This window comes from Pseudoxanthomonas sp. LjRoot204_2, assembly GCF_056175765.1.
In genome coordinates, this window is sequence record NZ_JBGFFG010000550.1 from 1 (window position 1) to 1,894 (window position 1,894).

The following is a 1,894-nucleotide window of genomic DNA, read 5'->3' on the forward strand; positions in this document are numbered from 1 at the left end:
ATCCTGGCCGGCCGCGAGGGCTATGAGGTCACCGCCGGCAGCGTCGAGTTCGACGGCAAGCCGCTGCTGGAACTGGAACCGGAAGAGCGCGCCGCCGCTGGCGTGTTCCTGGCGTTCCAGTATCCGGTCGAGATCCCGGGCGTGAACAACACCTACTTCCTGCGCGCGGCGCTCAATGCCCAGCGCAAGGCGCGCGGCGAGTCGGAACTGGATTCGATGCAGTTCCTCAAGCTGGTGCGCGAGAAGCTGGCCGTGCTGCACCTGAAGGACGAACTGCTGCACCGTGGCGTCAACGAAGGTTTCAGCGGCGGCGAGAAGAAGCGCAACGAGATCTTCCAGCTCGCCGTGCTGGAACCGAAGCTGGCGATCCTCGACGAGACCGACAGCGGCCTGGACATCGACGCGCTGAAGAACGTCGCCGATGGCGTCAATGCGCTGCGCTCCCCGGACCGCGCGTTCGTGGTCATCACCCACTACCAGCGCCTGCTCGACTACATCAAGCCGGACGTGGTGCACGTGCTGGCCGGCGGCCGCATCGTCGAGACCGGCGGCCCGGAGCTGGCGCTGGAACTCGAACAGCACGGCTACGCCTGGATCAAGGACCGGGTCGCCCCGGAGCAGGCCGCCTGATGAGCGCGCTGCTCGACTCCCTGTCCGCCGGCTTCAGCGGCGACGCCGCGCGCCGCGCGGTGCTCGACGAGGCGCTGCGCGACGGCCTGCCCGGCCCGCGCACCGAAGCGTGGAAGTACACCTCGCTGCGCCAGTTGGAACGCCGCAGCTTCGCGGCCGTCGATGCGCTGCCGTCGCTGGACCCGATGCTGCTAGCCGACATCCCGGCGCCGCGCGCGGTGTTCGTCAACGGCCGCTACTCGGTGGCGCTGTCGCTGACCACCGATTTGCCGGACGGCGTCAGCCTGCAGCTGCTGTCCGAGGCGCTCGCCGACGGCGGCGATGCGGCGCGCTTCCTGCAGCGTCGTTTCGAGCGCACCGACGAAGTCTTCGCCCGGCTCAACGCCGCATTGGCGACCGAAGGCCTGCTGCTGCGCGCCGAAGCCGATGTGCGCAGCGAAAAACCGCTCCACCTGGTCTTCATCGGCACCGACGACGGCGCCGATCGCGCCTGGCACCTGCGCAATCTGATCGAACTGCGCGCGGGCGCCTCGCTGACGGTGGTGGAGCACCACCTCGCCGCCACGCCACACGCGCACTTCATCAACACGCTCAGCCACGTGCATCTCGCTGCCGGCGCCACGCTGTCGCACGCCCGCGTGCAGACGGACAGCGACCGCGCCACCACGCTGCTCCGCACCGACGCGGTACTGGCACGCGATGCCGATTACCGGCGCGTGGACCTGGAACTGGGCGGCGCATTGTCCCGCCATGAACTCAACGTGCGCCTGGAAGGCGACAACGCGCGCCTTGCGGCGAACGGCGTACTGCTGGCCGGCGGACGACGCCACGTCGACACCCGCCTGGGCATCGACCACATCGGTCGGGACACAGCCTGCGAACTGACATGGCGCGGACTCGGCGCCGGGCGTGGCCGCGCGGTGTTCCATGGCGGCATCCTGATCCGCGAAGGGGCTGACGGCACCGATGCTGCGCTGTCGAACAAGAACCTGCTGCTGTCGGACAACGCCGAAATCGACACCCAGCCGGTGCTCGAAATCCACGCCGACGAAGTGAAGGCCGCCCACGGCGCCACCGTCGGCCAGCTCGATGCCAATGCCTTGTTCTACCTGCGCTCGCGCGGCCTGACCCAGCCGGAAGCGCGACAGCTGCTGACCACCGCGTTCTGCCGCGAACCGCTGGGCGTGATCGAAGACGCCAACGTGCGCGATGCATTGCTCGCCCGCGTGGATGCCGCGCTGGCGGCGCTGGAGGCGGGATGAAC

2 protein-coding genes are annotated in these 1,894 nt (G+C 69.2%); both read left to right on the forward strand.

Features of this window, described 5'->3' with window-relative positions; genetic code table 11:
• Nucleotides 1-630: Fe-S cluster assembly ATPase SufC (sufC, locus tag AC04L7_RS17735; protein ID WP_475513572.1), on the forward strand; the 630-nt coding region annotated here is incomplete at its 5' end.
• The gene (gene sufD / locus AC04L7_RS17740) at nt 630-1,892 is read left to right on the forward strand and encodes a Fe-S cluster assembly protein SufD (RefSeq protein WP_435999940.1); all 1,263 of its coding nucleotides are present in this window, start codon (nt 630-632) and stop codon (nt 1,890-1,892) included. The genes sufC and sufD, both read left to right, overlap by 1 nt.
• The last annotated feature ends 2 nt before the right edge of the window (nt 1,893-1,894 follow it).